This is a genomic window from Pseudoalteromonas porphyrae (assembly GCF_001298125.1).
Classification (GTDB): Bacteria; Pseudomonadota; Gammaproteobacteria; order Enterobacterales; family Alteromonadaceae; genus Pseudoalteromonas; species Pseudoalteromonas neustonica.
The window spans coordinates 148675-174159 of record NZ_LHPH01000008.1 but is presented as its reverse complement, the minus strand read 5'-3'; the positions used below and the strand labels follow the sequence as shown (position 1 = coordinate 174159).

Genomic DNA, 25485 nt, shown 5'->3' with positions numbered 1-25485 from the left:
AAATCCTATAAAGTAGTTGAGAATATATAGCCGATTGACGCGCTAAAATGAGTGGTGTTATCAATATTGCTTTGCGCATACTGACGTTGCCCACCTTGGAATTTTAAAATTAAATTTTTATTTGGTAAGTAGTTAATACCCATACTAAATTCGCTAATGTCAAAACGATCAATCGGCGTGCCTTTAGCAACTTCTAATAATGGGTTTGCATAATCAAATGAGGTAAATACATAAAGCGGACTGGATAAGTTAAACATATGTTGTGTGTTATACGCTGCTTCAAAAAATGCAGACTCTGACTTACTACCCAGTTGAGAAAAACTGCCAGGGCGAAGACCTGGCGTGGTTTTATTCGCATTGGTAATGGCAACAGAATCTTCAAGTTCACCGTATAAGTATTGCCCGCGTAGTGTGAAATCTTGATATTCCCACGCGCCATGAACACCTAAAATAGAGACATTCCCGTCAACATCTAACTTGCCTTGGTTGCGGCGGTTTCCACTTGTATCGCTGTTGTAATAACTGATACCTACGCCTTTACCTTTTTTAACATCGCCATAATCAAGACGTAAAGTAAGCGCTAAATCATCTGCAGTGTTAGTTTCAAAACGTTGTTGCGCGCCACCAGCAATCCAGTTTGTGGTGCGAAAATATTCTGAGTTTAAACCAGTACTGATCATCGTCTGCAACGTAAAATCTTGCCAATTGGTGATCAGGTTAACCCCAGTTTCATGCCATACTTGCGGGATCATACTCGCTTCACTCCAGTGGCGTGACGTAGTAAAGTATTGATCTGGTTTATTTAAATCAGTGCCTAAACCTACAGGTACGTATATATGGCCAAATTTAACCTGCACATTCGGGTTAAACTCATATTTTACCTGCAGTTTTTCAACAATGACTTCACCACCTGCTTCTACTTCACTTTCAAACTCACCAAACTCTTCAAAACCATCGTATTCAAGCGTTGTGCCTGTGCCACCGTGCTCATACTCAATTTCAAATTCTATTTGCCAATTTTTGTTTATTTGATATTCAAATTCAGTCACTACTCGCTCTAAGTCGGTTGTGGCTCGACGATCTGGCGATATATCTTGAATATTGTCGAATATTTCATCATTACGATAAGCTAAAGTGCCGTAGCTCTTAAATGTAAGAGAGGGTGTATCGCTTTTATCACGAATGAACGATTGCTTTTTTTTATCAGTCGTAACTACGTTAATATCATTAAGCTGCGTTTTTTGTTGCTGTTGTTCTGCTAACTGAGCAGTTAATCGTGTAATCGCTTTTTGTTGCAGAGCTAATTGCTGCTGCAATTGTGCTAACTGTGTTTCAACATCAACATCTGTTGCAAAAACTGATGTTGGTAAAAGTGCGAGGTAAATCGCAGTAGAAATGATTTTTCGTGTCATTACAGCCCCCATAAGTAAAGCGCAATGATAATGGTTGTTATTTTTGATGTAAATAGCATTATTAAATAAATTAACATTAATACACTATTAATTTATTTAATTAGTATTCTTAACAGTTAAGCGTTAACCGTTTAGGGACAAATATCTGTCAGATTCAGCTTTGTGATAAATGGGATTAAGGCATTGTGATTTGGAGAGTTTAAATTACTTATTTTATTGAACTGCTATTGGTTGCTGTGCTTCACTGCCTACACACTATCCTTCAAAGATAATTATATCAATGGCATGATTGTTTGCAGACCATAATGATTTTTGAATAGGGTTATCACTTTGCTTATCAAACTTAGGGGTTGGCACAGCCACCTTACCCGCGAGTAATGCGCTAAATGTCTGTTTCATGAGCATTATGTCATGTGTACCTGGTACGCCACGCGTTGCAAATAATGGGTGTATGTCTTTAGCTAGCTGTTGGCGGCTTGCCTGATTGTGGTAAAAATCATCAATCGATAGGGAAATACTATTAAATGCAGTATTGAAGTTGATCCACGTAACTAAAAAGTCAGCGAGGGTCGTTTTTCCTGAACCTTGGCAACCATTAATTGCCACGACCATTGGTTGCCCTCGTTTTTTAGCCGCAATAATATCCTGCGCTAACGGGGTAAAGAACTGCTCACTCAAATATTGATATTTATGCGGCAGCTGATGCTTTGCTAAAAAAAGAGGCTATATCCACACTATTGACCTCTTGTATATAATGCTCACAATAATACCTATTTTATTTTTAGTAAGTAAAAAATAGCGCATATAAATGCGCCATTTTGAGACAAAATAAACATTCGTTGTTAGCAATTACGTTGCTTCATCGGCCTTTGGTAATACTAAATTCAACACAATACCTAAAATTGCGCATAAACTAACGCCTTGTAAACTAAACTCACTGCCGCCAATGTGCATGCCACCAATTCCGCACACTAAAATTAACGCCACAATACTCAAATTACGCGGCGCAGTGAGGTCTTCACCACATTTTACTAATGAATTTAAACCAACCACGGCAATTGAGCCAAACAATAAAATCATGATCCCACCCATAACAGGCACAGGAATGGTTTGTAACCCAGCGCCCATTTTTGCCACAAAAGCTAAAATAATGGCAATGATTGCAGTCCACATCATAACTTTAGGGTTAAAGTTTCGCGTAAGCATCACTGCACCTGTTACTTCTGAATAGGTGGTATTGGGCGGGCCTCCGAATAAAGATGCCGCAGTTGTAGCCAACCCATCGCCAAACAAAGTTCGATGTAATCCCGGTTTTTTCAAATAATCTTTATTGGTTACTTGGCTAATGGCCATCATATCGCCAATATGTTCAATGGCAGGTGCTATTGCCACTGGTACCATAAATAACACAGCTTGCCATTTAAACTCTGGCCACGTAAAAGCAGGCATGGCTATCCACTGTGCATTCGTCACAGCATCAAACTGCACTATGCCTAAATAAAGCGATAAACTATAGCCTGCAATGACACCCGCTAAAATAGGAATAAGCTTAAATACACCCTTACCCCAAACAGCAAAAACTAACGTCACTAACAACGAGAAAGCGGCAATCCAAATGGCTTGATCATAAGCAATTAACTGCACTGACCCATCACCACTTTTACCCATCGCCATATTTACTGCCACGGGTGCAAGCGCTAAGCCAATCACCATGATCACAGGGCCCACAACAACAGGTGGCAATATTTTATGCAATGTCGCAACACCTTTGAGCTTAACAAGTAAGCTCAGCGCCATATAAGCAAAGCCCGCCGCCATTAAGCCCCCCATAGTTGCAGGCACCCCCCACAGCTGTACACATGCGATTATAGGGGCGATAAAAGCAAAAGATGAGGCTAAAAATATTGGCACTTGGCCTTTAGTCACAACATGAAATAGCAGTGTGCCAATGCCCGCGGTAAATAGTGCGACGTTAGGGTCAAGCCCCGTAAGCAATGGCACTAATACCAAGGCACCAAAGGCTACAAATAGCATTTGCGCCCCGGTTAAAATAGTTTTGATTGAAAAAGTAGCGTTATTCACCATCACACCTACACGGTGCCAAATATTTTATCACCTGCATCACCAAGACCTGGAATGATATAGCCTTTTTCGTTCAGGTGACTATCTAGCGCTGCGGTAAATATTTCTACATCAGGGTGTACTGCAAGTGTTTTTTCTACGCCTTCTGGCGCTGCAACTAGCACAATAACTTTAATTTCTTTACAACCTGCTTTTTTAAGCATATCGATAGTAGCAATCATGGAACCACCCGTTGCTAACATAGGGTCAATCACAAGGCTTAAACGCTCATCAATTTTACCTACGAGCTTTTCAAAATACGGGATTGGCTCAAGGGTTTCTTCATTACGCTGTAAGCCAACAACACTCACTTTAGCGGCTGGCAATAACTGCATTACACCATCCATCATGCCAAGGCCGGCACGTAAAATTGGTACAACCGTTATTTTTTTACCTTTGATATGCTCTACATCGAGTTGATTGCCATCCCAGCTGGTGATTTCTACTTTTTCAAGGGGGAGATTTTTAGTCGCTTCGTAAGTTAATAACGTACCAACTTCAGATGAAAGCTCACGAAAACTCTTGGTACTGATGCCATGCTCTCGCATAAGGCCAAGTTTGTGTTGAACAAGTGGGTGATTAATTACATGGATTGTCATAATAGCGCCTAAAAGGAAAATAAACTGCGATTATTTTAGCTTAAAAAATCTTGAGAGACTTTTAAAAAAGCAAAATCATGCGAAAAAACATACCCAGTATCGAAAAAGCACACTTTATTGCTCTTTATTCATCCAAATTATTGAGTCATTAGAATGTGCTAAATGATTAAACATGCTCAGATTAAATCACAGCAGTTATTCGGGTTATACTTAACTTACAATCTATACCATATAAACTAAGTAAATAGCCTCAACCCATGATATCAACGCACTCAATTAGTACCATTTAACACAATAATAGAGCTTTATGATATTTCATACCCTATACTTACGTAATAATTAAGCGTATCGATATGTTTGCCCAATGCCTAAAGTAATACTGAGCTTACTCACGTTCATCATGATGTTTACGGCCCACGCCAATGCTGCTAAAAATACAACTTTACACATTAAAATTATGACTGATTTTGCACCTCAGCTTGATAATTCTCCCCAAAACATTGCTACGGGTATGATGCTAAAATTAGAACAACAACTAAATGGTGCTGTATCGCTAACATTTATTCCTGCAAGTAGATTACGTGAATGGCAACAGCTGCATAAATTTACTGATGTATGCTTATACAACAAAGTAAAAAACCCAGAACGAGAAAAGAATGCGCTTTTTAACCGTTATCCAATAATGGCATTTCCATCAAACCGCTTAGTTGTACTTAATCACCCTGAGCTACCTAAAGATATCACCCTAAGCGACGCTATCAATAAGCATAAACTTACTATTGGAATAACCAAAGGCCGTTCATACGGGGAAAAGATTGATGCATTTATAGCTGCAAATAGTGATGCGTTTATGCCTTTACCCGGCACTACCAGTGCACTTCGGTTAAGCCATATGCTATTTCAAAACAAAATTGATGCAATCATCGAGTACAGTGCTGTTTTCATTTCGCGGCACAGCAAAGATCCACGAATGAGTAATATTCGTTATTTAACTATAAATAAAGTTGAACAAGCTATTTTTGGTTACATTGCATGCTCACCATCAAAAGAAGGTAAAAAAGCAATCAACTTATTTGATACAGCCTTACAAGAACCGTCAATTTTTAAGGATATTATCGATGTACATAAAGCAGCGTTCCCACATACAGAACAAGCCGTGTTGATCCGTGCACTTGAGAAAGCCTATAAACAGTAAGCTGTACCCTCACTCTTTTATTCGAGTTTTTTTAAGCTAGGGCGTGTTGGCCTTTGTGGATTGAAATTTGTTCAATGTTGGGGCTATTTAATCGCCCCTAGACCAATCACTTCGGGTAGCGTGTGTTTTACTCTGACACGATTGTCTACGTTGGCATTATTATTTGTTCCATAACCCAGCTCGTATGCATAGCGGTTGTACCTGTCGATGGGTGACCTGATTGGGAAAGAAGATCCAGCGCTATGTTCTGTACGTGATATTGATGAATATGTGCCGGATTAGCAATTGTGTATTCCTCTATACCGTTAAGCGTTGTAACTTTGATTACTTGCTCATCAAATACACTGAAAGTTATTTCACCTCTTTGGCCATATAACGTAACGGTGTCGTAACGCGAAAAGCCACCAAAGTTCCAACTACCCGATCCCGTAACGCCACTTTTATGCTGCCAACATGCTGTAATGGCATCAAATGCACCATATAGTTTTTGCTGATTGCTGGCCAATCCTTTAACTTGCTCAAACTCTCCAAATAAATAGCTAAATAGATCTAAACCATGGCTCGCTAAATCATCAAAATAGCCACCAAGAGCAATACTTTTATCTGTACGCCAGTTATATTTCCCAGATAAATCAAGTTGATTTGGTGCTTTATTTAAATGCCAATTAACATGTCGGATGTCACCAATTACATTGCTTTCAATCAAAGCCTTCACTTTATTAAATCGAGGTAATGAACGACGATAATAGGCAACATATAAAGGCAGACCTTGCTGCGCAAATGCATCATGAATAATTTCACATTCGTGATAAGTTGGTGCCAATGGCTTTTCAATGCAACAAGGCTTACCTGCTGCTGCAACTTGCAAAGCAAGTTCCATGTGACTATCTGGTGGTGTCGCTATGTATATCGCATCTATTTCAGGACATGCTATTAATTCACTCGCGCTTGAATAAACATTAGGCACGCCATGACGTGCAGCATAATCTTTGGCTAAAACCAGATCCCTTCGTGTTACACCATGCAATTCAAACTGAGCCGTATTCTGATAAGCAGGTCCACTTTTCACCTCGGTCACTGCACCACAGCCAACCATTCCCCAACGTATAACTTTATTCATCTTTAATCTATTCCTACTGTATTACTTTAGCTATTATATTTTCAATATGTATCTAGCGCTTGATATTGCTCTTGCATATAATTGTTTATTTTTACATGGTTTGGGCTCCATCCTAACAAAAAGCGATAAAAGTCAGCCCATACCACAGGCCATAATGCACGCCACTTATCAACGATTATAGAAGCATCAACTCCACGATGATATTCATGCATTGCCTGCGTAAAATAATCAAAGTACTTTGCTAAATAATCATCACTAGCCTGTTCTAATTCTGTGTTAGTAAGACAACTACCTAAAAAATACATTAAGTCGGTAACGCCAATTCCACCACCTACATATTGGAAATCATACCCAAGCGCCTGCTCTGTAGTTATTCCAACAGCAAAGTTTGCTAATTTAGCATCGCCATGAATGAGTGTTTGATACTCGCAATTGCGTATTTCTCTGTCAAAGCACTGTGCTTTTTGTTTTATTACAGCATCTGAAATTTTTGTATATTCATCTGGCCGAGTATCTAAATGCCAATAATTTCCTTGAGGCCACAATCCCAGTGGACGTTGCTGAAAATTAACAGCATGAAAGTAAGCCAACCATTTAATAATCGCGTTTATATGCGATGGTATTTTTTCAGCTGCAGCAAAGCCATCACACTCAAAATCAGAAAATACAAGTACACGTTGATGCTCATTTTTTAGTGTGTTAAAACAACTAAGCGCGGGTGATTGGGCAGGTAACGATTGCGCATAATGTTGATACCAATAGTATTCAACATCATAAGAGCGGCGCTTGCGATTAATAGCAAACTGCGTTTGTGAGATCCGTGGATGATTTATATGATCGGGCACTGCAATCGCTTTAATTACACAATCAATGCCATCTAAATTGCAGCGTACTATTTCCCCACACCCACTCCATAAGGATGTAATCGTGCTATTAATGTGTATTTCTTTATAATGATTTGCTAATAGCTGTTTATACATCAACAACCTACCTCTTATAAATAATAGGCAGGTAGTATGTCATTAAATACCTTCACGCTTAAACCTAATTTAACTGGTTTTTAATCTATTTCAAAACATTGTTTAGCACGTTCTAAAAAGTCACCGCGGCTTTCTAAACCATGATAACCGCCATTTATTTTGCAAGTAATACTATTTAAATCATCTTTATCCGCCAATTCATTCAGCTTTAGCACTTGCCATAAATAACATGCGCTGCCCACCATAATTTGCGGGTCACGTTGGAGTAGTTCAGGTTCAGATACAATATCTATATCAAGATAGTCTGCACATCCAGCATAGCTATCTTTGCCTGTTAGATGAATAAGCCCACGTCCTCTATAATGCCAACCATCTCCTGAGCGCTCATCCCCGTTCCCCATTTTGTTAGCATAAACAATATTTGCTATGGCTTCTTGTTTTCGTGCATATTGCAGTGCCATTTCATCCGATGTAAAATACTTACCAAACACAGCACGTAGCGCTCTTGCGCTATAGTTCAGATTTTCGACTCTGTATCTAAAGCATCCACTTTCATGCGCGACTTGTGCAATAAAGTGCGCTAACCTCAATGCTGAATTAATATCAAATTTAGTCACTTGAGACTGTAAGGCCGGTATAAATAGTGCTATGTGCTCCGCTTTTGCATCAGGCATAATTTGAATTAAATTTTTTTCGATAAGCAAGCTCTGCATTTTTATTCCTTTGAACAATAAAAAGTCTAAGCAGTGAAAAGTAAATTAAAAACCTCTTCACAGCTTAACTTTAAATCATGTGATTAAGATTTTTTATTTAATTGAGTGGTTATATCTATCGACTTAATATTCGTGTCTAGCTTATGGATATATTTTTGCAAATGCTTGAAATCTAATTCCATCAAATTAATGCTAAATACCTGAGGAGATTGGTACATTCTTACGGAGAAAGTTTTATTTTTCAAATCAGACACCGTTACCCATTGTGTAAAATCGTGAACATTTTCGCCTTCAGAATCCCGACTAGTCCCCAATGGAATGTCAACCGTATTTAATATATGAAAAGCCAACGTAGTTGCATCTACTCGTCCTACTTTAATATCGTTCTGTATCGCTGACCCCCCTGTTGTGAAGCTATGCTCCACACTATTTGCTTTATCTACTTCATACTGACTGGTAAATTGTGAAACTGGGAATGAAAAGTTCGTCATCATTGCAGCTCTCACAAAGCGATCAACGGGTGTTGAACTTCCTGGAACACCAGAAAAACCAGTTCCTTGCGCATAAGAGTTACATTGAAAGTTAGATGCAGCACTTTTATATGCTTCCACACTCGGCATCGTTGGCTCACCACTTTCGTTCTGAAAATTAAATGGCATTACATTTACGTAGTTATAACGAACATTCTCTTGCTGCCAAGCAATCAAAGGATCATTAGTAAGCACACCAATAGGGTTCAGATCTGTAATCGTTAATTTTCCCTGCGTATATTCTAAAACAATGCTATTCCCTTTGGCATCATGCACAGGAAAGTGAAATTTCATTGCATTTGGAACTTTAGAGAAAGGACTAACAACCAAAATCTTTCTTCTGTTATCCGATACAGCCTCTTTTAAATTAGACCCACCTTTATTCAACACGAGATAATCATATTGCAATCCATCAATAACGTCTTGGCAGGTCGCACAGTTTGATAATATCCACGTTGTAATATTAGGGTAATAGACAATGTTATTATGGATAATTTCTTTATTTTCATCAAAAGGAGACTGATACTCACTTTGCGCCAGTACCATAGCCCCCGTAGTTAAGCCTTCAGTATTTAACCCATTGGTCATTATATTTGCAAATGTTTCTGACACACCTAAGGACTTGGCAATATCAAGGTTAAAGCCATTCATTGCAACAAAACTATAGCTCCCAGTCCAAGTCAAGAGGCGTTGATTAATCAATTCAATATCATCACGAAGAACAAATAGTCCTGAATCATCCTGAAAATCTGACTGGGTCAGCTTTTTCAAAGCACTTTGCTTATATTCATGCCCATCAGCCCTGAAAAACAGCTCTGATTTCAAATCTGGGCCCAACTCCATTGAACGGCCTATCACAGGGATACTATTCGAAACACCTGAATTTATAGCTTTAATTGAAAAGTCTGTACACATTATATTTCTCCTTATGCTTATTAACTTAAACGTTTTTTACATTGATAGTTTTAACTAGATTTAAGTTAACAGCTACCGAAGAAAAGGCTCATTACAACTTATTACACCAGTACAAAACATCGCCTTGCTTTAAAATTACAAGCATGCATATTCTCGTTTTGAGCCAATATTTAACGTTTGATTAGAGTGTTAGAACTACGCCAATAGTTTTTTGTATTTGCTAAGGTTGCTGCTTCGATTTCTGTTTAAATCTTCGCAGTAACCAATATAAGGTGAGTATTAACCAATTTTCAGGGGAGATATTTATTCTTTCTAGTGAGATAAATTAGAATTTTCCATATTGTTGTGACTAAAACAAGCTTCAGTCATTGTGGGTGGTAAACTAATTTTTACGCTGCCTATAACAAGAGTGATAGAAAACTTTAGAATGGGTGTCATCTTTGTTCGTGTTCGCGCGCACTAAAGTACGCTGTTTAATGATGTTAGGGGTTAGTATACGACTGGCCATAGCATACGGTATCACCAGTACCAAAAGTAGGCGCTTGGAAGCGAAGGCCCTTGTAGAAGCTCAAAAACAAAAGGAATTAACATTGCGCTAGGCAATGACTACTTAGCGTCACAAGGTTTAGTGTCATTGAGAGATATTTGGATCAATATTCATTACGGGAGATGAACCGCCCATTGCACTTCCTGTTAATAAAAAGCGCATGATGGGTGATGTGGGGGCTCGAGGTTAGAGACCTCCGGCTACCCGATTAGGTGCAGATTACTCCTTTGTTTCGAATTCTATGCCACCAAACCTTTTAGCGACAAGATTATAAGCAAAACAAAAGAAGCGCTGCATAAAATAAAACATTACACCGTAAATCACTGGTGCAAAAACAAATAATAAATAAGGGAAACCTTGACCATTATGACTCTCAAAATCAGGTCCGAAAAAGGATAGCGCTAGCCCTATAAAGCCAAATGGTAAAGTAAGAACAAAAAATGTTAATGCGATAGCTTTACTTGTTTGATGTGACGATATCTTACTTATCTGAATATTCAATTATGCCTCCGATGCACCTAACGTCTTAGTATTTATACGTTACATTGTTTGTATCGTATACATATCTTGTTGAACGAAGCATACACCCCATTCAACATTTTATTGGTATGCTTAATGCTATAGGAATTCTCTTTTTTAGGGAAGTTGTTGATTGCAGTTTATTGGACATCTTTTTACTACTAAACGTGTTAATTACTGTTTATTTATTTCATTTTTACGCTTTTTTATATCGTTTCTTGCCTGCTGTTATCTTTTTTGCTTATTTTAGTCAGCACCACATCTAAGCTGATTCACTGTTACACCAACTTAGTTAACGAGTTATTTTTAACGGTTCGACTTACTATTAACCACTATTCATTGTTATGCCTTGCGTTGTTAAACCGTCGGTTTTTATATCTTTTGCACAGAGGCTTTTCATTATCAACAGCCCTTGCTTACATGATGGGCAAGGCCAATCAACGCTAACCGGCACTGTTGTATCTGACTTTCCTTGATTTACAAACAAACTAGACAGCCACTTTAATTGAGCAAATAAAACTGCGCGACTAAGCTTACTCTTTTGGCTAAAACTTATCTCTTTTTATATCACCATCCGCGCATCGTTCATTAAGTGGGCATCTATCGCGTTAAACCCAAATTACGCGCATGAAAATAACGGCATGATTACAGCTTTCATTTTTAAGAAGTCGTTCAAGCTCTATGCTAGTAGCTTTTGCAGTTACTGATATTCGCTCGTCATTTTCTGTTTTGATTTTCACATTAACTCTCTTGTGAGGTCGCTTGCCTACTACGCCTACGGATTATTATTGGCATAATCATAACAGCATTTCTACACGCACAAAAAAAGCGCCCGAACTGCTGGGCGCTTACATTGTTGAATTAAGTTAACTCAAAATGTTACTGATTTACTACACTTTTTAGTGGATTTATTGGCTTGGCGTTTTCGTCCAATAAGTTCATATCAAAATCAAACTCATCAACGCGGATAGCGCGTTCACGTTTTTTATTGTAATCAATCAGTTTAGCGTACTCTTCTTCAGTGATTACATTTGCAACAAGTGCATTATCAAGTGTTAGCTTTTTAAAAGCGGTATCTAATTGCGCTTGCTTAGATAATTCACGAATTAAATCGTCACTGATTTTTGGCATTTTAGTTGAGTAGTTCATAGTGATAAAACGCATAAACTTACGTGTGCCACTTGCTGGGAAGTTATCTAAAAATTTATGCAGTGCTTCTTCAGCACTTTGTAGTGCAAAACGCGTTGCGTAGTGGAAGTACGGCGCTGCTTGCTCGCGCTCACTGCTCGCTACTTTTTGCTCGTAATACTTAATTGATGCCATTGCTCCATACAAAAAGCTCATTACGTCACCTAAGCGTGCTGAAAGCATTTCAGCTTGTTTAAGTTTACCGCCTAATACTAATAACGAGAAATCAGCGTATACCGCAAGTTTTGCTGATAATTTTTGCGCTGCTTTTTCATATTCGCGTACTTCAGGTAATGGTGAATTGGCACCCGCTGTGAACGGTAAAACACCTAAACGAAACGCACGTAAGCTGTTTGCTACGCTGTAACCCACTGTTTTACGTAAAATGCGGTTAAACTCTTTATCAGCGCCTTTATCTTCACTGTGAATTGATTCAACCATAGACTGTAAATATGGGTGACAACGCATAACACCTTGACCAAATATCATTAGGTTACGCGTAAGAATGTTTGCGCCTTCTACCGTTATTGCAATTGGTTGTGCAACATAACCACTTGCTAAAGTATTTTGCGGGCCATTTTGAATCGCTTTACCAGCTTGAATATCCATTGCTGAATCAAGCACATCACGGCCAATTTCAGTCATGTGGTATTTAGCTATCGCCGTCACGACAGATGGCTTTAAGCCCATGCCTAAGCCTTCGGTGGTTAAAACACGCATTGCTTCTTGTAGGTATGTTTTACCAGCAATATCAGCCAGCTTTTCTTGAATACCTTCAAATTGACCAATTGCTAAGCCAAATTGCTCACGTACTGCAGCGTATTCAGAGGCACCTTTAAATGCTACTTGCGCAGTACTCACGCCTAGTGCTGGTAATGAAATACCACGGCCAGCGCCTAAGCAGCTAACCAGCATTTGCCAACCACGACCGATGTTCTTTTGACCACCGATAATAAAGTCCATTGGTACAAATACTTTGTTACCACGCGTAGTACCGTTGTAAAAACGAATGCCCATTGGATCGTGGCGATTGCCAAGCTCTACACCTGGGTGCTCTTTTGGAATAAGTGCACAGGTAATGCCGAGGTTTTCTTTGCCACCTAGCAAACCATTAGGATCAACCACTTTAAATGCTAAACCAAGTACAGTCGCAATCGGTGCGAGTGTGATATAACGTTTGTCCCACGTGATCTCAAGGCCAAGTACTTCTTCGCCGTTATACATACCTTTAGTGACAGTACCTAAATCTGGAATACCACCTGCATCAGAGCCAGCTTCTGGGCTAGTTAGTGCAAAGCAAGGGATGTCACGGCCATTTGCAAGACGCGGTAAATAATGCGCTTGTTGCTCTTTAGTACCAAAATGCAGTAATAATTCGCCCGGACCTAATGAGTTCGGAACCATTACTGTTACAGCGACTGCGGAGCTTTTAGTTGCAATTGTGCCTACAATGGTAGAGTTTGCATAAGGACTAAATTCTAAACCACCAAATGACTTAGGAATGATCAATGAAAAGAAACGTTCCTTTTTTAGAAAGTCTAAAATGTACTCAGGTAAATGAATACCATTTTGAATTTGTGTGTCGTCGATCATGCCCAGTAACTCTTGTAATGGGCCGTCTATAAATGCTTGTTCGTCAGCGCTTAGCACTGCTGCTGGCACTGCGCGTAATGCGTCGAAATCTGGCTTACCTTGGTAGATAGAGCCTTCTAACCAAACATCACCCGCATCAAGGGCTTCTTGTTCAGTTATTGAAATACTTGGTAATACTTTTTTTAATTTTGTGCGTAAACTCATGATTAACTCATCCGACCAGATAATTTATATCTCTATTACGTCATAAAAATTGCTTTAGATCAATTGCTCTAACCAACTTTTTAACAGTTTTTTCAATTTATTTATCTTTAGATGTGTAAGCTATTGAATAAAAAGGGCTTACACGTGTACGCTGAAATGTATTTATTTTGCGCCGATTTAATCAAAAACAACACTAAATAGAGTTTTTAATTAACCAAGCACAGAGAATAAGGACAAATAAGGTGATCAAAATCATAATCAAGGTATCCCAAGATAAAAAGTTGTGCGTTTCACAGGAGGTAATATTAGGGGTTACTTTGCACAAGTAGCAGCTCTTTTTTGTATAGAGCAACCTAAGGAGAAAGACCGGTGAAGCCTTTAGTCGTTATCACGTAACCCTCAACAATCAGCCTAATTTCATTGTTTTTAACGCCAACTGACATCGAATGGAGGTCGTATCCTCATACTTTTTTATTTGGTTAATTTACGCTAAAAATTGGCATATTGGCCGTTACATAAGTTAAGTAAACAATTAGGAGGCACTGCTATTTCAAGCCCTCGCTTGCCTGCACTCACATAGATTGTCTCGAACTTTTCAGCACTGGCGTGTAAATAGGTTGCTAAACGTTTCTTTTGCCCTAAAGGGCTCACACCACCGAGTATATAACCCGTGCTGTTTTCTACTTTTTGCGGTGCAGCCATATATACTTTTTTAGCATTACAGGCTTTTGCCAGCTGCTTTAAATTAATTTGTTGGCTAACAGGTGTAATCGCGACGATTAACGTTTGCTCAGAAGTTTCAAGCACAAGCGTTTTAAACACCTTCTCAGCAGGCAAATTTAGCTTTTCAACGGCTTCTAAACCAAAGTTTTGGTCTTTGGGATTATGCTCATAACTAAGCAGATCAAAATTTATGCGGTGTTTTTTTAGTAATTTAGTCGCTGGTGTCATTATTTTTTACCAGTTCAGTTATTTTAAAACTAGGCCTACGATTATACGCAACGTTTGCTATAAGTATCCCAATTTGTGACTCTTTAATTAACAACTTTATACTCATTTTCTGTTTATAAACCCAAACTAACTTTGCAGGTTAATTGCCCTTCAAATTGATAATTTGAGAGACTACTGCGCTCAATACAAACTTGTAGCAAGCTTGTAATAAAAATATAAAAATGCACCAAACTATTCCATTAAAGTAAATTCTCTTTTATTTTAAATTAACAAAACAAAATAAAAACATTAATTATTATAGGTTTACAAAAAACAAAATAACGCCCACTAATCATTATAGTTAATCACAAATTAGTATTTTTTAGTAATAATTTATTGAAAAATAAGTTATTACGTATTACATTACGATCAAATACAAATAATTATCATTTAAAAGGATTTGTTACTTTGAAACTCTCTCATCTGTTTGTATGTATTAGTACGGCCACTTGTTCAATGGGCGTATATAGCCAAAATACACACTCTGACTCCCCTGCAAATATTGAAAAAATTGAAGTTTTTGGCCATAAATTAACACTCGATAATCAAGATGTTGCCGCATCAGTTTCTTCACTAAACGCAAAAGAAATTGAACGCCAGCAAGTTGCAGATCTCACACAATTACTTAGAACATTACCGGGGGTTGACGTATCTGGAAGTGTTAATCCTTTATCAGGTCAACCTTCAATTCGTGGTTTATATGGTGAGCGAATTCATGTATCTGTCGATAATGTGAAACGAAAAAGCGAATCTGATGGCAGCCAGAACATCGCTGTAATAAACAGTTTAGGAGTTGATCCTAACCAGTTAAAACAAGTCCAAGTATTAAGAGGTGCTGATTCTTTAACCGTAGGTTCGGGCGCACTTGGTGGAAGTATTCGTTTAGTCACCAAGAATGCAGCTGATTATTTAGCCGCTGAAAAGGGTGTTGGTGTTAATGTTGCTGCAAACTATCAATCTGTTTCTGATGCTGTTTTTTATTCAGCATCGGCTTTTCATCTAACGGATACGCTCGATACCGTAGCGTACATTAGCCAAGTAAATTACAGTGATATAGACATAGTTAAAAAAGATCACGCACAAGAAGATGAAGCTATTGCACAACTCGATAAAATAAAAAATGAGTCTCAAAGAACAAATTTAACTCTAAAAAACACATGGTATTTTATGCCTGAGCATAGCCTCCAAAGTAAACTAGACTTTAGTGAAACAGAGTCACTCGATCAGCCTTACGGGCAAAGACTCGATTTGGGGATCACCTACCCGACACTCAGTGAAGATTACAAAAATGACTACATTGAAGGTATGCTTAATTACACATACCAACCTCAAAATATGTTTATCGACCTTGACGTACAGGCTTTTTATAGCAAAAAAACCTACGATGAGACTACGAATGGCTACATTATGCGAGGTGAAAATAAAATAGACTTTGATAAAGTCAGTAATGGTGAAAACAAACGCTATGGATTGAGAGTTGCCAACCTCGCAACATTCACGGGCTTAATTGACCATAAATTGGCTATCGAGTTTAGTTTTGATCGCGAACTATTTGACCAGCAACAATATGAAAAAAAGACCCTCTCAAGTTACTACGGACAAAGCCAAGGCGATAATGTATCGCTGTCAGTAATCGACCAAAGTGAATTCTTTAATAAACGTATTCTTTTAACTGCGGGGCTTCGTTACGACAATTATGACCGTAGCAGCGACACCTTTATTAGTTTTGCTGATAATAAAAATAATGCATTATCAAAAGAATTAGGAGTAACATTTAAGGCCACTGAGAATATAAATTTTTATATGAAAGCGGCTGAGGCATTCAGAGCCCCTTCGTTACAAGAGCTGTATAAAAAAGATGAATGGCGCTGTCATATCGGCGGTAAGTTATGCTATTCAGAACCCCAGCCTAATTTAAAAGCTGAGAGTGCTTTAAATTATGAAGGAGGTGTCGGCTTCGCATGGCAAGATACTGCATACATTGATCAGCTCAGCATTAAAGCCATATATTTTAAAAGTAACATTGATGATTACATAGATAACGTACCGTATATGTACTACATCGACGCCGACGGTAATAAGCAGCTCGGTTCACCTGGTCCTGATCCTGCCAATGGAATCCCTGTTGCAACACATCGAGATTATAGTGCTAAAAACATTGGTCAGCTAAAAAGTGAAGGCTTTGAAATAGAGGCAAAGTATCAATACAAAAATCTCGATATGTACCTAGGATATGCAAAACTAAACATGGACATTATAGGCCTGCCTAACTTCTTTTTAGGAACAATTGATTACAATAAACAGCCTTATGCTGAAGCCCCAGCAAATAAGTTAACGTGGAATACCAATTATCAATTAAATGATAACTTTAATGTGGGTATACAATTACTCCATTACAGGGCGCAGCAACGCCTTAGTGACACATACAAAAAATATGGCTATGGCACAAGTACATACAGTATTTACAACTTAAATGCACAGTATCAAGGTAGTGATAGCCTCAGTAATCTCAGTGTTCGCTTTGGCGTAAACAACCTAACCAATAAGCGTTATTTACGCGCACCTGCCAGCGAAGCAAACGATCCAAGTGAGTTAGGGAGAAACTACAAGGTGACGCTTAGTTACCAATTTTAATTGTTCAAGCTCAGATTAAGGTATTTATAATTTAGAATTAGTTATACCAAACAACTTTAAATACGTGTTTCAGCTGTAATAAAAAGCGAATGTCATTGCTGCAAATTAACACATTAATTTTAAAGTTGTTTGAGTACATAAGCGTAGATACGCGACACAGTATTGTATCTACGCTGCTCATAAACAACTACATGCGAATAGTTGATAAATATGGCTCCTAGATTAAATAATATTCACCACCGGGATCAAGCGGCTTTTAGCTGCCATGCGTTTTCCATAAATACGCATTGAGCTTACCGCTAACGCAACCACCACAGCACAACCCAACAACCAAAAAGCTGAGAACATAGGTGAGTGTTTAAAATTACCCACTTGATAAACTACTGAGGCGGTAATGTAGGCGAGACCTGTTGACCAAGTCGCTACAAATAGCATCCACTTCATTCCAGCTTCTCTATACATGGCGCCCATAACAGCAACACATGGGGTATATAACAGTACAAACACCAAGTAACTAAATGCGGCTAATTGACTACTAAATAAATTTTCCATAGTCGCGTACGTTGACACATTAACATCTTGATCTACCGCAGCACTCGTTTGGTCACTCACATTCGCGACATTTAGTCCTAACGGATCGAGTAAATTACCAAAAACATCCAGTAAATTGGCAGGCACGCTGGAAAAAGCTTCACCTACTTTATCAAGAACTTTAACCGGTTCATCGCTTGTCGTATTTGCACCTTCTAAGTTTGAATATAAGCTATCTAGCGTACCAACCACCGCTTCTTTAGCAAACACGCCTGTAAATATACCCACTGTAGCAGGCCAATTATCTTGCTCAACACCAATTGGGGAAAATATTGGCGTTGCGAATTTTGATATTTCACTCAGCATTGATTTATCAGTGTTGTCGTTACCAAAGGTGTAATCGGTACCAAATGAACTTAGTATTTTAAGAATAACAAAAACGACGATAATCGTTTTACCAGCGCGCATACAAAAGCTTTTTAAACGCTCCCATGCTTTATAAAGTACCCCTTTTGCCGTAGGCATATGATACGCAGGCAACTCTAAAATAAACGGTGTAAGGGTTGGACTAAATAAGGTATTTTTAAGTACTAACCCTGTCAATACCGCCATTACTATGCCCAGTATATACAGTGCAAACACAAGGTTTTGACCATTGGTTGTAAAAAATGCGGCAACAAATAATGCATAAACACTTAACCGAGCACCACATGACATAAACGGCGACATGGCAATCGTCAATAAACGATCTTTATGAGTTTCTAATGTCCGTGTGGCCATAACCGATGGCACGTTACAGCCAAAACCAACAATTAAGGGTACAAACGCTTTACCAGGTAAACCTATGGCCCGCATTAATCTATCCATAATAAATGCAGCGCGAGCCATGTAGCCTGAATCCTCAATAAAAGCTAAGCAGAAATATAAAAAGCCAATAACAGGAATAAAGGTCGCAACTAACTGAATACCGCCACCGATACCATCGGCTAATAATGCACGTAACCAATCAGGCGCACCGACTGAAGTAAGTATTTGCCCAAAGCCATCAACCAAAATAGCGCCAACGGCAATATCAAAAAAATCTATAAATGCACCGCCAACATTCACCGCAACTGTAAACATTACGTACATAATAGCTAGGAAGATTGGGATCCCTAAAAATCGGTTGATCACTATTGCATCAATTTTATCACTAATCGTATCTGATGCTACACCCTTGGTATTTTGAACTTGATCAGCAAGCTGATGTGCAAATTCATATCGCCCGTTAGCAAATAGCACATCAAGTTCATGATGATCAGCAAATTGTGCAAACTGTGTTTTAGCCAATGCCTGTGTATCTTGATCAGCGTAACTAAAACAGCTTTCATCTTGCTCTAATAAACGCAGTGCAAGCCATTGAGTATCTACATTGTCTATTTTTTTATCACTTGCTTGTAGGCTTTTAACAATTTTGTTTGTCGCATGCATTACTTTTTGATCATAATGCGGCACATGCGACGACACCTGCTTAAGCTCTAAGCCTTTAGCAATGCATAACTTTAATCCTGTAATCCCTTTTTTATTATTGGCACTTAACGCAATTACAGGGCAACCTAACTTTTCTTCTAGGGCTTTAGTATCTATCACTAAGCCATTTCGCTTAGCAACATCAACCATATTTAACACGATAACCAAAGGTACTTTCATTTCAAGTAGCTGTGCGGTCAGGTATAAATTTCGTTCCAGGTTTGATGCATCTAATATATTAATGATCAGCTCAGCCTCGCCACTTAGCGCATAATCTCGTGCTATTTTTTCGTCAAGTGGTGTTTGCGAGTTTACATCAAGTGAGTATGTGCCCGGTAAATCAACCAAATCAACGCGCTGATCAGCAACCTTAAACTGACCAATTTTTTTATCGATCGTCACGCCTGACCAATTTCCAACTTTTTGCTTACTGCCTGTTAGTGCATTAAAAAGCGTGGTTTTACCACAGTTCGGGTTACCAATAACAGCTATGTTTGGATTCATACAGCAAGTTCCAAATTAATCGATTGAGCCTCAGCTTTACGAAGACTTAAAACAGTACCACGCACTTTGATAATCATAGGATCACCAAACGGAGAAAAACGTAGCACATGGACAGGCGCACCAGGGGTAAGCCCCATCGCGAGTAATTTTTGACGCAGCAAACTTGCATTGGGATCAATGCTTACCACAGAGCCATGTTGGCCGATAGTTAATTTATCTAATGTTAACATGCCGTCTTATTCTATTAATTACATCAATGGGCTGATTTTACGCCGATTATCCAATCATGCAAGTGAGACTGATTATCATATCGATAAGTATACAAAATAAAGCAAAAACGAGATGTAATTACCTGTTATAGGTATGTTTTTTAGTAGCTAGAGTTAATGAGTTAACCGTTATTGACTGCTTAGATGAGGTATTCGTTCTTTGCATATTTCATAGATGTTAATTAACTGTTTTTTTTTAAATTTAACTTTTTATCAAGCAAGTTACTTTTAGGTGGGGTAATTTGTAAATTAATAATAAAGTTTTCAAACAAAAAATGGCGCTAATTAGCGCCATTTTATGAGTAATGAGTTATTACTTCGTCAGGTCATCAAAGAACTTTTTTACACCATCAAAAAAGCCTTTTTCTTTTGGACGATTTTTTGAACCATCCTTACCCATACTTTGCTCAAGCTCTTGGAGTAATTCACGTTGGCGCTCATTTAAGTTCACTGGCGTTTCAATTACTACCTTACAAATTAAATCGCCTATAGCGCCGCTGCGTACAGACTTAACACCTTTACCGCGCATGCGGAACATTTTGCCTGTTTGACTTTCTGTTGGGATTTTTAATTTAGCACGACCATCTAAGGTAGGTACTTCAATTTCACCGCCCAATGCCGCTGTTGTAAAGCCAATGGGTACTTCGCAATAAAGGTTATTGCCATCACGTTCAAATATGCGGTGTTCACGCACTGATACTTGAACATATAAGTCCCCAGCTGGTGCACCGTGCACGCCTGCTTCACCTTCACCCGATAAACGGATACGGTCGCCAGTATCAACGCCCGCAGGAATTTTAACTGATAATGTTTTAGTTTTTTCTACACGACCTTGGCCATGGCAGCTGTTACATGGATCAGAAATAATCTGACCAGTCCCCTGACATGTCGGGCATGTTTGCTGTACAGCAAAGAAACCTTGGCGCATTTGCACTTGGCCTGCACCATGACACGTTGTACATGTTTTAGGTTTAGATCCCGCTTTTGCACCACTGCCGTCACATGGCGAGCAGCTTACCCAAGTGGGTACTTTAATTTCAACTTCTTTACCACGAACCGCTTCTTCTAAGCTTAAGTCCATGTTGTAACGTAAATCGGAACCGCGTTGTTGACGTGATTGACGTCGACCACCGCCGCCACCAAAAATATCACCAAATACATCACCGAAGATGTCACCAAAATCACCTTGACCGTGGCCACCATGACCACCGCCGCCGCCACCTTGTTCAAATGCAGCATGACCGTATTGATCATACATTTGACGTTTTTGAGCATCGGTTAAAATCTCGTAGGCTTCTTTAACTTCCTTGAACTTAGTTTCAAGTTCTTTATCGCCTGCGGTACGGTCTGGATGATATTTCATCGCTAAGCGTTTATACGCTTTTTTAACGTCTCTTTCGCTGGCATCTTTTGCCACTCCAAGGACTTCATAATAATCGCGTTTTGACATATCTATCACACTACTCTTTTCTTACTGCAGCTTGGCTGCGGATAAACCGATAAATCACATCGATTTACCATCTAATTTACATGCAAAAGGCGCGTCAAGCTTTTGCCTGCGCGCCTAAGGTGTTCATCCTAACTTAAATCATGACACTATTCATCGTGTTTTTAGTTAGGCGAAGCGCTAACAACAATTACTTGTCGTCTTTTACTTCTTCGAACTCAGCATCAACTACGTCGTCATCTTGTTTAGCTGACTGTTGTTGCTGTTGCTCGCCTGCATCAGCGTTGCCTTGTTGGGCTTTAGCTTGTGCAATTTCCATTAATTTTTGTGACTTTTCAGCTAGAGCTTGAGTTTTTGCTTCAATCTCGTCTTTTTTGTCACTCTTAATAGCGGCTTCTAAATCTACTACAGCGGCTTCGATAGCGTCTTTATCTTCGGCTGGAAGTGCATCGCCCGCTTCTTCAATTTGCTTACGTGTACCGTGAACCATTGCATCAGCTTGGTTACGTGCTGCTACAAGCTCTTCGAATTTTTTATCTTCTTCGGCATTAACTTCAGCATCACGAACCATTTTTTCAACTTCTTCATCACTTAAACCTGAAGACGCTTGAATCGTAATTTTTTGCTCTTTACCTGTATCTTTATCTTTTGCAGATACATGTAAGATACCATCAGCATCTACATCGAATGTTACTTCGATTTGTGGTGTACCACGTTGTGCTGGACGAATACCTTCTAGGTTAAATTGACCTAAAGACTTATTGTCACTTGAACGTTTACGCTCACCTTGTAGTACGTGAATCGTTACCGCTGCTTGGTTATCTTCAGCTGTTGAGAAAGTTTGCGATTTCTTAGTAGGAATCGTCGTGTTTTTCTCAATTAACGCAGTCATTACTGAACCCATTGTCTCGATACCTAGAGACAGTGGAGAAACGTCTAGTAATAGTACATCTTTAACGTCACCAGCTAGCACGCCACCTTGAATCGCTGCGCCTACTGCAACTGCTTCATCAGGGTTAACATCTTTACGTGGCTCTTTACCAAAGAACTCAGTTACTGTTTTTTGTACTAGTGGCATACGTGTTTGGCCACCAACAAGAATAATGTCGTTGATGTCGCTAACAGTTAAATCAGCATCCGCTAGAGCACGCTTAAGTGGTTCAATTGATTTAAGTACTAAGTCTTCAACCAGTGACTCAAGCTTAGCACGTGTTAATTTCACGTTCATATGCTTAGGACCTGATGCATCAGCAGTTACATACGGAAGATTTACTTCTGTAGATTGTGCAGATGAAAGCTCAATTTTTGCTTTTTCAGCAGCTTCTTTAACACGTTGCATTGCAAGTGGGTCAGTCTTTAAGTCTAGACCTTGATCTTTCTTGAATTCAGCTACTAAGTAGTTAATAACACGGTTATCGAAATCTTCACCACCTAAGTGAGTGTCACCATTGGTAGCAAGTACTTCAAATGTGTGCTCGCCTTCAACTTCATCAATCTCAATGATTGATAAATCGAAAGTACCACCACCTAAGTCATATACTGCAACAATGTTTTCGCCTTTATTTTTATCCATACCGTAAGCAAGTGCTGCGGCTGTAGGCTCATTGATAATACGCTTAACTTCAAGACCCGCAATACGGCCAGCATCTTTTGTTGCTTGGCGCTGTGAATCGTTAAAGTATGCAGGAACAGTAATAACGGCTTCTGTTACTTCTTCGCCAAGGAAATCTTCAGCGGTTTTTTTCATTTTTTTCAAAACTTCAGCTGAAATTTGTGGTGCTGCGCGTTTTTCACCGCCTGCTTCAACCCATGCATCACCGTTATCTGCTTTGATGATTTTAAAAGGCATGATGCCGATATCGCGTTGTACTTCTTCGTCTTCAAAACGACGACCGATTAGACGCTTAATCGCAAATAATGTGTTGGTTGGGTTTGTCACTGCTTGGCGTTTTGCAGGTTGACCAACAAGTGTTTCACCATCTTGCGTGTAAGCAATAATTGATGGTGTTGTGCGATCGCCTTCCGCGTTTTCAATTACGCGTGCTTTACCGCCGTCTAGTACTGCAACACAAGAGTTTGTAGTACCTAAATCGATTCCAATAATTTTACCCATGAAACATCTCCAACTTCAAAATTCATTAATACGTTCGATGACTAGTAAATAGGGATGCACAGAACTGAATTCAACTGTAAAAATGAAAAAAAAGTGATTTTTTATCATTTATTTTGCAAATAACCCTGATAATTGTATGGATTGATGTTTTTTGCGTCAATCAACCCACACACAAACTGGTCTGATGAGTTTTTCCGTGCTATAAAATTGCAATAATAAATAATCATTACACAAGGAACTGCTATGCATTTCGATCAACTCCTTCAAAGCGCCGCACATATTGGCCTTATGCCAGCCCACGAACAAGCCAAAGCAACAATGCAATTTCCGGCTAATTGGTGCCAAGGCAGAACAGCGTTTGGGGGGCTTTCAGCGTCTTTACTTTATCAAGCAATGCGCCAACAAGTTGAAGCAAGTCGTCGATTACTATCAATAAGTACGAACTTTGTCGGTCCTTTATTAGCTGATACTGAGTTTTCGTTAATAGTAGAGGTTTTAAGAGAAGGTAAAAGCAGTACGCAAGTATTAGCAAAGGCAGTGCAAAATAATCAAGTGAGTGTAGTAGTACAAGCATGCTTCGCTAAACCCCGTGATTCAGCAATTAATGTGCCTGTTACTAAAACGATGGGCTTGAAACCTGTTGATCCACGTTACACTTTGCCTTTTAAGTCAGGCGCGATGCCGGAATTTTTTCAGCATGTTGATTTGTGCCCACAACAAGGCGCTATGCCGTTTGCTGGTGCAGATACATCGCACTTAGGTGGTTGGATGCGATTAAAAGAATCGCCGAATGAAATAACCGAAGCCCATATTATTGCTTTGACGGATGCATGGCCGCCAACATTACTACAAATGTTTAAGCAACCTGCTCCTGCAAGTAGTATGTCTTGGTATTTGGAGTTTGTACAAATGCCGCAGTTAGGTGCGCAGCAATGGCTTGGCTTTGAGGCAATAACACAGCATTGTAAACATGGTTATGGCTTAGAGGATGGCTGTATCTGGTCACAGTCAGGAGAATTAATCGCGCTTACTCGTCAAACCGTTGCGTTATTTGATTAATTCTGGATTGACTACTTGCGCATAATCACTGCCTTCAAAAGCCATAATTGCACGGTACTCACCATTTTCTTTGATATGGGTAAGCCCCATATCAAAGACTTCTTGTAATACTTGGCTATTGAAGTATGCCGGACGAGGAGCTTCTTTAAAAATAGGATGGATAGTAATCACCTGCGCCAGTGCGTGCTTTTTCTGGTATTGCTGGAAATAATACAAGAAAACCCGTTTTTCAAGCACAATCACATCAACCCATTCTTTTAATAAGTTATCAACCTGCGCAGCCTGATTTACCACTTCATCATAAAATTGTAATCTTGTGGTAATAGTTTTAAATGGAGCTGGTAAAAATGCCGTTGCATTTTGAAATGCTAATACGCTCTTCCCTGTTAAGTCATAAATTGTATTTATTATGTAATCGTTCTTTTTGAGACTAACCGCAACATTTTGATACGCAAGTAAGCTATCACTTGAATAAATCCCCCGCGAGTATCCACCAGCGTAATTTAGAGCAACATCAATTTTTCTTTGCTCAAGCAGCTGCTCTGCACGCTTATTAGACATATAGACGATTTCTAAATTGGTTATACCTTGACTTTTAAAGGCTGATTTAAGAATTTCTAGTTGTAAACCCGTACTATCATCACTAAAAACATATGGAGGCAGTGATGCGCTCGCAGCAATTGTAATTCGATCAGTTAGCTTTGGGGCACTCAAAGCAAGTGAATCAATACTAAATAAAACAAACAATATTGCTAATAAATATTTCATATTAAACCTTATAAAATCAAACACC

General features: G+C 39.0%; 20 protein-coding genes and 1 pseudogene. 3 read left to right on the top strand and 18 right to left on the bottom strand.

What is annotated here, in order from left to right; genetic code table 11:
• Nucleotides 1–5 precede the first annotated feature (5 nt).
• From ADS77_RS09490 to upp, 4 genes and pseudogenes are all read right to left on the bottom strand, one after another.
• On the bottom strand, nucleotides 6–1412 hold the full coding sequence (locus ADS77_RS09490) for a hypothetical protein (RefSeq protein ID WP_099458978.1): 1407 nt from the start codon (nucleotides 1410–1412) through the stop codon (nucleotides 6–8).
• Nucleotides 1413–1670: 258 nt separating this feature from the next.
• Nucleotides 1671–2163 (bottom strand): annotated as a pseudogene (locus ADS77_RS09485) (haloacid dehalogenase); the annotation flags it as partial.
• A 98-nt stretch (nucleotides 2164–2261) separates the two neighbouring features.
• On the bottom strand, nucleotides 2262–3497 hold the full coding sequence (locus tag ADS77_RS09480) for a uracil-xanthine permease family protein (RefSeq protein ID WP_054203880.1): 1236 nt from the start codon (nucleotides 3495–3497) through the stop codon (nucleotides 2262–2264).
• 5 nt (nucleotides 3498–3502) lie between these two features.
• Nucleotides 3503–4132 carry a uracil phosphoribosyltransferase gene (gene upp, locus ADS77_RS09475; RefSeq protein ID WP_054203881.1) on the bottom strand — a complete coding sequence of 210 codons (630 nt, stop codon included), beginning with the start codon at nucleotides 4130–4132 and terminating at the stop codon, nucleotides 3503–3505.
• A gap of 364 nt (nucleotides 4133–4496) precedes the next feature.
• On the opposite strand from upp, the gene ADS77_RS09470 reads away from it, so the two are divergent.
• Nucleotides 4497–5327, top strand: a complete 831-nt coding sequence (locus ADS77_RS09470) for a hypothetical protein (protein ID WP_054203882.1) — start codon at nucleotides 4497–4499, stop codon at nucleotides 5325–5327.
• 145 nt (nucleotides 5328–5472) lie between these two features.
• Here ADS77_RS09470 and ADS77_RS09465 read toward each other — a convergent pair whose 3' ends face one another.
• The 9 genes from ADS77_RS09465 to ybaK all read right to left on the bottom strand — a co-directional run bounded on the left by ADS77_RS09465 (nucleotide 5473) and on the right by ybaK (nucleotide 14587).
• Nucleotides 5473–6447, bottom strand: coding sequence for a Gfo/Idh/MocA family protein (locus ADS77_RS09465; RefSeq protein WP_054203883.1), 975 nt, complete (start codon nucleotides 6445–6447; stop codon nucleotides 5473–5475).
• A gap of 41 nt (nucleotides 6448–6488) precedes the next feature.
• A complete protein-coding gene (locus ADS77_RS09460) occupies nucleotides 6489–7433 on the bottom strand; it encodes a phosphotransferase (RefSeq protein ID WP_410054813.1) in 945 nt (314 codons plus the stop codon).
• A gap of 74 nt (nucleotides 7434–7507) precedes the next feature.
• A complete protein-coding gene (locus tag ADS77_RS09455; protein WP_054203885.1) occupies nucleotides 7508–8140 on the bottom strand; it encodes a glycoside hydrolase family 19 protein in 633 nt (210 codons plus the stop codon).
• Nucleotides 8141–8223: 83 nt separating this feature from the next.
• Complete coding sequence (locus ADS77_RS09450; RefSeq protein ID WP_054454074.1) at nucleotides 8224–9585, bottom strand: linear amide C-N hydrolase; 1362 nt, start codon at nucleotides 9583–9585, stop codon at nucleotides 8224–8226.
• 766 nt (nucleotides 9586–10351) lie between these two features.
• Nucleotides 10352–10633, bottom strand: coding sequence for a hypothetical protein (locus tag ADS77_RS09445; protein ID WP_054454072.1), 282 nt, complete (start codon nucleotides 10631–10633; stop codon nucleotides 10352–10354).
• Between the two features lie 343 nt (nucleotides 10634–10976).
• On the bottom strand, nucleotides 10977–11138 hold the full coding sequence (locus ADS77_RS22360; protein WP_161803880.1) for a hypothetical protein: 162 nt from the start codon (nucleotides 11136–11138) through the stop codon (nucleotides 10977–10979).
• 121 nt (nucleotides 11139–11259) lie between these two features.
• Nucleotides 11260–11391: a hypothetical protein gene (locus ADS77_RS22880; protein WP_268794867.1), complete on the bottom strand. Its 132-nt coding sequence runs from the start codon at nucleotides 11389–11391 to the stop codon at nucleotides 11260–11262.
• Nucleotides 11392–11530: 139 nt separating this feature from the next.
• Nucleotides 11531–13636 (bottom strand): acyl-CoA dehydrogenase, encoded by a 2106-nt coding sequence (locus ADS77_RS09440; protein WP_054454070.1) that lies wholly within the window; start codon nucleotides 13634–13636, stop codon nucleotides 11531–11533.
• Between the two features lie 489 nt (nucleotides 13637–14125).
• Nucleotides 14126–14587: a Cys-tRNA(Pro) deacylase gene (gene ybaK, locus ADS77_RS09435; protein WP_054454069.1), complete on the bottom strand. Its 462-nt coding sequence runs from the start codon at nucleotides 14585–14587 to the stop codon at nucleotides 14126–14128.
• Nucleotides 14588–15034: 447 nt separating this feature from the next.
• On the opposite strand from ybaK, the gene ADS77_RS09430 reads away from it, so the two are divergent.
• Entirely contained in the window at nucleotides 15035–17260 is a 2226-nt protein-coding gene (locus ADS77_RS09430) for a TonB-dependent receptor domain-containing protein (RefSeq protein WP_054454068.1), read from the top strand.
• Nucleotides 17261–17482: 222 nt separating this feature from the next.
• On the opposite strand, the gene feoB is transcribed toward ADS77_RS09430, so the two are convergent.
• The 4 genes from feoB to dnaK form a co-directional block, all read right to left on the bottom strand.
• Complete coding sequence (gene feoB / locus ADS77_RS09425; RefSeq protein ID WP_054454066.1) at nucleotides 17483–19804, bottom strand: Fe(2+) transporter permease subunit FeoB; 2322 nt, start codon at nucleotides 19802–19804, stop codon at nucleotides 17483–17485.
• Nucleotides 19801–20034 (bottom strand): ferrous iron transport protein A, encoded by a 234-nt coding sequence (locus ADS77_RS09420; RefSeq protein WP_054204957.1) that lies wholly within the window; start codon nucleotides 20032–20034, stop codon nucleotides 19801–19803. The genes feoB and ADS77_RS09420 overlap by 4 nt, the downstream gene beginning before the upstream one ends.
• Nucleotides 20035–20386: 352 nt before the next feature.
• Complete coding sequence (gene dnaJ, locus ADS77_RS09415) at nucleotides 20387–21523, bottom strand: molecular chaperone DnaJ (RefSeq protein WP_054204958.1); 1137 nt, start codon at nucleotides 21521–21523, stop codon at nucleotides 20387–20389.
• A gap of 187 nt (nucleotides 21524–21710) precedes the next feature.
• Nucleotides 21711–23633 (bottom strand): molecular chaperone DnaK, encoded by a 1923-nt coding sequence (gene dnaK / locus ADS77_RS09410; RefSeq protein WP_054204959.1) that lies wholly within the window; start codon nucleotides 23631–23633, stop codon nucleotides 21711–21713.
• Between the two features lie 243 nt (nucleotides 23634–23876).
• Between dnaK and ADS77_RS09405 the strand changes: the two genes are divergently transcribed.
• Nucleotides 23877–24692 carry an acyl-CoA thioesterase gene (locus ADS77_RS09405; protein WP_054454064.1) on the top strand — a complete coding sequence of 272 codons (816 nt, stop codon included), beginning with the start codon at nucleotides 23877–23879 and terminating at the stop codon, nucleotides 24690–24692.
• Here ADS77_RS09405 and ADS77_RS09400 read toward each other — a convergent pair.
• Nucleotides 24681–25460, bottom strand: a complete 780-nt coding sequence (locus ADS77_RS09400; RefSeq protein WP_082355649.1) for a substrate-binding periplasmic protein — start codon at nucleotides 25458–25460, stop codon at nucleotides 24681–24683. The genes ADS77_RS09405 and ADS77_RS09400 overlap by 12 nt on opposite strands.
• Nucleotides 25461–25485: the final 25 nt, after the last annotated feature.

Bases quoted from the DNA above. Each gene is read 5' to 3' on its own strand.
- ADS77_RS09490 (WP_099458978.1), bottom strand. From the start codon at position 1,412: ATGACACGAAAAATCATTTCTACTGCGATTTACCTCGCACTTTTACCA.
- ADS77_RS09480 (WP_054203880.1), bottom strand. From the start codon at position 3,497: ATGGTGAATAACGCTACTTTTTCAATCAAAACTATTTTAACCGGGGCG.
- upp (WP_054203881.1), bottom strand. From the start codon at position 4,132: ATGACAATCCATGTAATTAATCACCCACTTGTTCAACACAAACTTGGC.
- ADS77_RS09470 (WP_054203882.1), top strand. From the start codon at position 4,497: ATGCCTAAAGTAATACTGAGCTTACTCACGTTCATCATGATGTTTACG.
- ADS77_RS09465 (WP_054203883.1), bottom strand. From the start codon at position 6,447: ATGAATAAAGTTATACGTTGGGGAATGGTTGGCTGTGGTGCAGTGACC.
- ADS77_RS09455 (WP_054203885.1), bottom strand. From the start codon at position 8,140: ATGCAGAGCTTGCTTATCGAAAAAAATTTAATTCAAATTATGCCTGAT.
- ADS77_RS09450 (WP_054454074.1), bottom strand. From the start codon at position 9,585: ATGTGTACAGACTTTTCAATTAAAGCTATAAATTCAGGTGTTTCGAAT.
- ADS77_RS09440 (WP_054454070.1), bottom strand. From the start codon at position 13,636: ATGAGTTTACGCACAAAATTAAAAAAAGTATTACCAAGTATTTCAATA.
- ybaK (WP_054454069.1), bottom strand. From the start codon at position 14,587: ATGACACCAGCGACTAAATTACTAAAAAAACACCGCATAAATTTTGAT.
- feoB (WP_054454066.1), bottom strand. From the start codon at position 19,804: ATGAATCCAAACATAGCTGTTATTGGTAACCCGAACTGTGGTAAAACC.
- ADS77_RS09420 (WP_054204957.1), bottom strand. From the start codon at position 20,034: ATGTTAACATTAGATAAATTAACTATCGGCCAACATGGCTCTGTGGTA.
- dnaJ (WP_054204958.1), bottom strand. From the start codon at position 21,523: ATGTCAAAACGCGATTATTATGAAGTCCTTGGAGTGGCAAAAGATGCC.
- dnaK (WP_054204959.1), bottom strand. From the start codon at position 23,633: ATGGGTAAAATTATTGGAATCGATTTAGGTACTACAAACTCTTGTGTT.
- ADS77_RS09405 (WP_054454064.1), top strand. From the start codon at position 23,877: ATGCATTTCGATCAACTCCTTCAAAGCGCCGCACATATTGGCCTTATG.
- ADS77_RS09400 (WP_082355649.1), bottom strand. From the start codon at position 25,460: ATGAAATATTTATTAGCAATATTGTTTGTTTTATTTAGTATTGATTCA.